The following is a 7,003-nucleotide window of genomic DNA, read 5'->3' as shown; positions in this document are numbered from 1 at the left end:
GGCCCGGCTCGCGGCGAGTTCATGGACAACTTCTTCGAAGTCGTCGACTGGAGCGAGCCTGCGGCTCGCTACGACCAGGCCGTCGAGCTCTTCGAGTAACGGTTCGCGTCCGAACGCGCCGCGACCGCGCGTCGGAACCCAGAATTTTTCGCCCCGCCGCACGCCGAGAGCCGCGGCGCCCGCGCTGCCCCCGTGAGCCTCCCGGCCGTATCGGCAGCGTTTACGGACGCGCCGCCGTAGCGGCGTCCATGCCCGAGCCGAAGTCGACGTTCGACGCGACCTATCCGTGTGACTTCTACGAGCCCGCGGAGCTGTTCGACCCCGATCAGATGTACACGATCCCGGAGATCGCCCGGCTGCTGCAGGAGCTGGAGCCGGACGCGGAGGTCGACCCGGACACCGAGGCCGTGCTGATCGACTGGGCGATCCCGTGGGTGATGACGCACGCCGAGGACCTCGTCATCGCGGAGCCGCTGGCGGAGGACGGCCCCGGCTACTACGGGGTCGCGCCGCACGCGGCCGACGGGGAAGGGGGAGACGGAGAAGACGCCGAGTCGCAAGACGGAGCGTGAACGCGGAGCGACCCGACGCCCCGGTGATCCTCGTTGCCGGCGGCGCCCGCGTCGACGCCGGAAAGACGACGTTCTCGACGGGGCTGGTGGCGAGCCTCGCCGACCGCACCGGCGACGCGGTGGGGGTCAAGCCCCGCGCCGGCAACGACTACTGGTACGACCACGACGACTTCCGGATCGCGAGCGACGCGGGCCGACTCTACGGGAAGGACGCGAGGCGCCTCGCGGCCGCGAGCACGCGCCCGCTCGCGGCGGTCGGAGGTCGGGCCTCGCCCGAGGCGATCGCGCCGGAGTCGATCAATCCGGTCCACCGCCTCTGGCGGCCGACGCCAGACCGGACCGGCATGCTGGGCGACGCGGACCGGACGTTCCTCTGCGACCGCGTGACGACCGAGGACGGCTCCCGGTTCGTCGTCAACGGGGCGGCCGAGGCGGCGGGACTGCTGCCCGACTGCCTCGCCGACCGCCTCCCGCTCGGGGCGGCGACCCGCGTCGACGACGTGGCGGCGTTCAACGACGTGATGGCGGCCGACTACCTCCCGTCGTTCGAGCGCCTCGCGGCGCGGGTCGCGACGACGGCCGTGCCCGTCGTCGTCGAGTCGTACGCGGACATCGCCGGCCCGCTCCCGCGGGACGGGCCGGTCGAGCCCGACGCGGTGGCGGTCGTCGACCCCGGTCGGGCGCGGGTCTACGCCGGCGACCGGTACGCGAAGGCGCGCGCCGTGGCGTCCGGAAGCCCGCGCGAGGGGACCATGGAGGAGCACACCGGAACCGTCGCGGAGATGATCGAGCCGCTGGCGACCGTCGACCTGCCGGCGCTGTCAGGTAACGAGCGCGGGGATCCCAACCGCGTCGCGGAGCGCTACGAGCCCGCCTACGAGGCGGTCGTCGACGCTGTGTAGCGGGAGAACGGACCGACAAAAAACGGCGCGACGCGCTCAGACGTTCCGCTTCGTGTAGTGGTCGATGGCCGACTCGATCGAGGAGAGGTCGGCGTTCACCCGGCTGTCGGCGACGCGCATGAAGCCGGGGGTGTACGACTTGGAGTAGTCGAAGAGCGCGTTGACCGCGCGCTTGGGGGCCGAGACGGCCGTGAAGTCCGTGACCGTGTAGATGCGCGTCGTCGGGAACGCGGTCCAGAACGTGCTGCTGGTCCAGCGGTCCTCGTCCTCGAAGGTCGTTCCGACGCGTCCGGTGGCGAGGTACTCGCCGTCGTGGTAGAAGAGGAGGAGGTCGCCCTCGGCCATCCGCTCGAACGTCGAACCGTTCCCGCTGTCGTCGTCGACCGCCCACAGGCGGGCCTCGTCGAGGTCGGCGAGGGGATCCGGGCGGTCGTCGTACTCGGTGAGGTCAACCGCTGACCGGACCGTTCGATCGAAGTTCTCCGGGTCGATCGGGACCAGGAAGACGTTCGCGCTCATTACCTCCATTTCCGTCGGGAGGGGTTTAAAACCGTTCGTTGCCTCGCCGGCGGCTCGGAGCCCGCGGATGGCGGTACGGCGACGCCGATCCGATCGGGATCGGCTCAGTCGTCGCCGTCGTAGATCCGGTCCATCCGCGCGGCCATCACGAAGTCGGACTCGTGGAGGCCGCCGATGTCGTGGCTCCACATTTCGACGCCGACCTCGCCCCACGAGAGGTGGATGTCGGGGTGGTGCCACTCCGCTTCGGCGAGTTCCCCGATCTCGTTCGTGAACGCGAGCGCCTCGGCGAAGTCGTCGAACTCGTAGGTCGCTTCGAGGTGATGGTCTTCGACGACCTCCCACGCCGGCCCGAGATCGTCGAGGTACTCGGCGTACTCGCCGTCAGTCAGCGGGTCGGCTCCCTCGTCGGCCGGTTCGACCGGCTCGTCCGCGAGCGGCGGTGACATACCCCACCCTTGGGCGACGAGGGGCTTGTACCTTCCGCGGGTCGGCTCGCGAGAACGAACGCGTGACTCGTGATCCTCGGGGCGGATGCCGGCCGCTAACGGACTGGATCGAAAGAGAAGTGGGTTGGGGCAGATTTGAACTGCCGGCCTCCTCCATGTCAAGGAGGTGTCATAACCGGACTAGACTACCAACCCGCAGGGGCTTACTGACGCATCTCCTGGTATCCGGGCGACGTAATTGAACCTTTCGTTTCGGTCGCCAGCGCGGGGTCGCGGTCGGCCGATTCGCCGGGGCCGTTCCTCGATTTCCCGGTGACCGGAACGGTTCCGACCGGTTTTACTGGCTCGGGGAGAGTCATCGGATATGGTCGATCTCGCCGCCCGCACCGAGAGGCTCGACGCGTACCTCGACGAGCGCGGGCTCGAAGCGGTCTGGTTCGGCAAGCCGAACGGGTTCGCGTGGCTCACCGGCGGCGACAACGTCGTCGACGCAGACGCCGACTTCGGGGTCGCCGCCGCCGGCTACGACGGCGACCTCCGGGTGATCACCAACTCCATCGAGGCGGGCCGGCTGGCCGACGAAGAGCTCCCCGAGGCCGTCGCCGTCGAGTCGTTCCCGTGGCACGCGCACTCGCTGGCGGCGGCCGTCGCCGAGCGGTCCCCAGCGCCCGCGGCCGCCGACTTCGACGTGCCGGGGTTCGACCGCGTCGACGGGAGCCGACTCCGCCAGCCGCTCACGGACGACGACGTCGAGCGCTACCGCGAGCTCGGCCGGGAGGCCGCCGCCGCCCTCGAGACCGTCTGCCGCAACCTCGAACCGGAGGACCCGGAGTACGAGGTCGCCGCCGGCATCGACATCTCGCTGGCGTCCCGCGACGTCGACACCCCGGTCGTGCTCGTCGGCGGCGCGGAGCGCGCCCAGCGCTACCGGCACTACACCCCGAGCGACGCGACGCTCGGCGACTACGCGCTCGTCTCAATCACCGCCGAGCGCGCCGGACTGTACGCCTCGCTCACGCGTACCGTGGCGTTCGACGCCCCCGACTGGCTGGAGAAACGTCACCGCGCGGCCGCCCGCGTCGAGGCGACCGCGCTCGCGGCGACCGAGGCCGCCGCGGCCGGTACTCTCACCGGCTCCGAGGGCCCGGACACCGCCGCCGACGTGTTCGACGCGATCCGATCGGCGTACGACGCGGTCGGCTTCGCGGAGGAGTGGCGCAAACACCACCAGGGCGGCGCGGCGGGCTTCGCGGGCCGCGAGTGGGTCGCGACCCCTGAGAGCGACGAGCCGGTCCGGTGGCCGATGGGATACGCGTGGAACCCGACCGTGCAGGGCGCGAAGAGCGAGGACACCCACCTCGTGGCGCCCGATCTGACCGAGACGCTGACGAAGACGGGCCAGTGGCCGACCCACGAGGTGACGCCGGTCGACGTCGACGGGATCGCGACCGAGCCGCGAGAGCTGACTGCGCCGGTCATCCGGTAGTCACCGCGGTCGGCGGAAAAAACGAACCGCTCCGGAACCGCTCAGTAGACGTACTCGCTCTCGTCGATGCCGACGTAGTTCTTCTTCACGCGCCGCTTGTTCCACTTGTACCCGAGCAGCAGCTTCGCCGACTCCCAGCCGGAGCGGTACGGCTGCGAGAGGAGGTCGTCGCCGGTCTCCGCGGCGAGCATCGCGTCGGCGGCGCCGATGATCCGGTTCCAGTCGTCGGGGTCGTAGTCGGCGACCATGTCCGCCATCGTCACGTTCCGGACGACCTCGTCGCAGATCGCCTCCTTCCACCGCCGGTTGTAGGAGCCCATGTCGCCCGCGGCGGCGAGCTCGCCCGCGATCGCGCCGGTGCGGACCGCGACGTGGTCGCCGCCCTCGTGGAAGGCGGAGGTGGTTCCCATCGCGCCGCCGGTGACCGCGATCCCGACCTCGGTCGGCGAGTCGATGGGGCGCGTCGAGGAGATCGGGTACGTCTCGGTGCCGTTCCGCTTGCCCGCGTTCTCGACGAGCGGGAAGTCCTCCTCGATGTCGTACTCGTCGCCGTACTGCCACTCCAAGAGGCGACGGATGTACTCGCCCCCCTGCGGGATCGACTCGTCGTCGGACTCGAGCAGCGCGTAGGCCTCCCGGTCGAAGTCGCCGATGTCGAGTCCGATCGGCATCGTCAGGCCGACCCGGCAGACGCGGTCGTCGTTCGGGAAGATCCACGGGTAGGCGGTCTTGCCGGGCATCACGCCCCACCAGAAGACGAGCGCGTTGTCAACCGCCTCGTACACGTCCTCGGGGACGCGTCGGTACTCTTGGTACGCGATGTGGTTGGCCGTCCGCGAGGCGAGGCGGTCGGAGGCGGCGGCGTCCGCGGGCAGGTACTCGTCGAGCACCTTGTTCGTCACCGTGCGCTGGGGGCCGTCGGCGAGCACGACGAAGTCCGCGCCGACCGTCCCCCCGGAGGCGAGCTCGACGCGGTGTCGGGGGTCGTCGCTCTCGGGCGAGACCGACGGATCAGTGTCGACGCCGCGGACCGACTTGCCCGCGCGGTACTCCGCGCCGGCGTCCTCGGCGCGGTCGCGGAGCCAGTCGTCGAAGCGGGCGCGGTGGAAGGTGTAGCCGAACGCGTCGTACGAGGAGTCGATCCCGGTGCTCGTGAGCGTCGCCGACTCGTCGGGGCCGCGGAACTCCGCGCGGTTCAGCTCGCGCTGGATCACTCCGTCGTCGAACTCGTCGGGGTGGATCCCCATGATGTCGACCCAGTAGTCGAGGATGCCAGCGGCGTCGGTCGAGTCGGGGCCCAACCGGTCTCGGTCGGCGCGAGGGACCCCCTTTTCGAGTACGAGCGCGTCGGCGCCGCGGGTCGCGGCCGCGTGCGCTGCGGAGGACCCGGCCGGACCGCCACCCACGATCGCGACGTCTACGCGTTCCATACCCCGTGAGGTCGCCGTCCGGGTATTAAATTCACGGTCCTCGACGCGGCTCGACGGCTTCTGCCGCGCCCTCGGCGCGCTCGTCCCGGCGTCGACGAACCGAACCGGACCGACCCTCCGCGACGGCGTTGATCAATCGTTCATGTACGATAATTATCGGTTAGAGCCGCGGAGAGACACGTTTTTTAGGGGGTACCGGGATTCATCGTGCACACAAATGGCACGCGAAACATGGGCGACGCGTGCGGGGTTCATCCTCGCCGCGGTCGGCAGCGCGGTCGGGTTAGGGAACATCTGGCGGTTCCCCTTCATTACCGCACAGGAGGGAGGCGGGGCGTTTCTCCTCGTCTACCTGCTTTTCGTCGCGCTGGTCGGATTCCCGGCGATCCTCGTCGAGTTCGTGATCGGGCGGTACACTAACCTCAACCCCGTCGGCGCGATACGAGAACTCGGAAGCGGAGCGTGGAACTACCTCGGCTGGCTCTTCGTCGGTATCGGCTTCGTTATCCTCTCGTACTACAGCGTCGTCGCCGGCTGGTTCCTCCGGTACACCCTTATCGGCGTCGTCGACGGGTACGCGCTCGCCGGCCCCGAGGAGGCCGGGGCGCTGTTCGGCACCGTCTCCACCGGACTCGACTCTCTTCTCTTCCACGCCGTGTTCATGGCGCTGGTCATCGCGATCATCGCCGCCGGCGTGCGGAAGGGGATCGAGGTCGGCGTGAAGGTGATGGTGCCGGCGATCATCGCGCTGCTCCTCGGGCTTGCGGCGTACGCGTTCACGCTCGACGCCTCCGGAGCGGCGTACAGCTACTACCTCTCGCCGGACTTCGGCTATCTCGTCGCGAACTGGACCAGCATCCTGCCGGCCGCCGCGGGACAGGCCTTCTTCACCCTCTCGCTCGGGATGGGCGTGATGATCACCTACGCCTCCTACCTCGGCGAGGACCGGAACCTCGCGTCTGACGCCGGCGTGATCGTCGCGCTAGACACGTTCATCGCCGTGATCGTCGGCTTCGTGGTCTTCCCCTTCCTCTTCGCGGCCGGGATCGATCCCGGCACAACCGGCGCCCCAGCGATCTTCGTGAGCCTCACGTCGGCTTTCTCCGGGATCCCCGGCGGTCGACTCATCGGGATCGTGTTCTTCGCGATGGTCGGCATCGCGGCGCTCTCGTCCGCGATTAGCATCCTCGAAGTGCTCGTCTCGTACCTGATCGACGAGTTCGACGTCGGGCGCGTCCCCGCCGCGACGGCCATCGGTATCGCCGTCTTCCTGCTCGGCGTTCCGGTGACGATCGACCTGATCTTCCTCGATCTGTACGACGGGCTCGCGAGCGGGGTCCTGCTCCTGGTGGGGTCGCTACTTCTCGTCCTGTTCGTCGGATGGCTCATTCCGGATGTCGCTCGCGAGGAACTCAGAAAGGGGATCACCAGCCTCGGCGGCCTCGACGACGCGTGGATCTGGGCGGTCCGGGTCCCCGTCGTGATCGCTATCGTTGTCTCGCTGTACCTCGGGATCGTCGACTACGCCGACTTCCTCACCGGCGACTTCGCGGACTGGTTGGCGGCGCGGTAACCGCCCGATACTTCGGCTTCGTCGAAATCCTCGTTCGACGAGTGATTGCGGGAGTGGGTGTTGCAGATCGGT

7 protein-coding genes, 1 tRNA gene and 1 pseudogene are annotated in these 7,003 nt (G+C 69.3%); 5 read left to right on the top strand and 4 right to left on the bottom strand.

From position 1 onward, the window contains the following. From C468_RS08845 to C468_RS08835, 3 genes and pseudogenes are all read left to right on the top strand, one after another. Nucleotides 1–99 (top strand): annotated as a pseudogene (locus C468_RS08845) (superoxide dismutase); the annotation flags it as partial. Between the two features lie 149 nt (nucleotides 100–248). After that, entirely contained in the window at nucleotides 249–572 is a 324-nt protein-coding gene (locus C468_RS08840; RefSeq protein WP_008848548.1) for a DUF5827 family protein, read from the top strand. Next, nucleotides 569–1,474, top strand: coding sequence for a hypothetical protein (locus tag C468_RS08835; RefSeq protein ID WP_008848547.1), 906 nt, complete (start codon nucleotides 569–571; stop codon nucleotides 1,472–1,474). The genes C468_RS08840 and C468_RS08835 overlap by 4 nt, the downstream gene beginning before the upstream one ends. A 36-nt stretch (nucleotides 1,475–1,510) precedes the next feature. Here C468_RS08835 and C468_RS08830 read toward each other — a convergent pair whose 3' ends face one another. From C468_RS08830 to C468_RS08820, 3 genes are all read right to left on the bottom strand, one after another. Continuing rightward, on the bottom strand, nucleotides 1,511–1,993 hold the full coding sequence (locus tag C468_RS08830; protein WP_049912152.1) for a hypothetical protein: 483 nt from the start codon (nucleotides 1,991–1,993) through the stop codon (nucleotides 1,511–1,513). Nucleotides 1,994–2,097: 104 nt separating this feature from the next. Next, nucleotides 2,098–2,442 (bottom strand): 4a-hydroxytetrahydrobiopterin dehydratase, encoded by a 345-nt coding sequence (locus C468_RS08825; RefSeq protein WP_008848545.1) that lies wholly within the window; start codon nucleotides 2,440–2,442, stop codon nucleotides 2,098–2,100. Between the two features lie 120 nt (nucleotides 2,443–2,562). Continuing rightward, nucleotides 2,563–2,637 (bottom strand) — tRNA-Val (locus C468_RS08820). 169 nt (nucleotides 2,638–2,806) lie between these two features. On the opposite strand from C468_RS08820, the gene C468_RS08815 reads away from it, so the two are divergent. Beyond that, on the top strand, nucleotides 2,807–3,928 hold the full coding sequence (locus C468_RS08815) for a M24 family metallopeptidase (protein WP_008848544.1): 1,122 nt from the start codon (nucleotides 2,807–2,809) through the stop codon (nucleotides 3,926–3,928). Nucleotides 3,929–3,969: 41 nt separating this feature from the next. Here C468_RS08815 and C468_RS08810 read toward each other — a convergent pair whose 3' ends face one another. After that, nucleotides 3,970–5,358: an NAD(P)/FAD-dependent oxidoreductase gene (locus tag C468_RS08810; protein WP_008848543.1), complete on the bottom strand. Its 1,389-nt coding sequence runs from the start codon at nucleotides 5,356–5,358 to the stop codon at nucleotides 3,970–3,972. 217 nt (nucleotides 5,359–5,575) lie between these two features. Here C468_RS08810 and C468_RS08805 point away from each other — a divergent pair, with 217 nt between their 5' ends. Beyond that, entirely contained in the window at nucleotides 5,576–6,931 is a 1,356-nt protein-coding gene (locus tag C468_RS08805; RefSeq protein ID WP_008848542.1) for a sodium-dependent transporter, read from the top strand. Nucleotides 6,932–7,003 lie beyond the last annotated feature (72 nt).

It is taken from the genome of Halorubrum kocurii JCM 14978, from assembly GCF_000337355.1.
GTDB lineage: Archaea > Halobacteriota > Halobacteria > Halobacteriales > Haloferacaceae > Halorubrum > Halorubrum kocurii.
The sequence above is the reverse complement of the archived record's forward strand: the minus strand, read 5'-3'. Positions and strand labels throughout refer to the sequence as shown.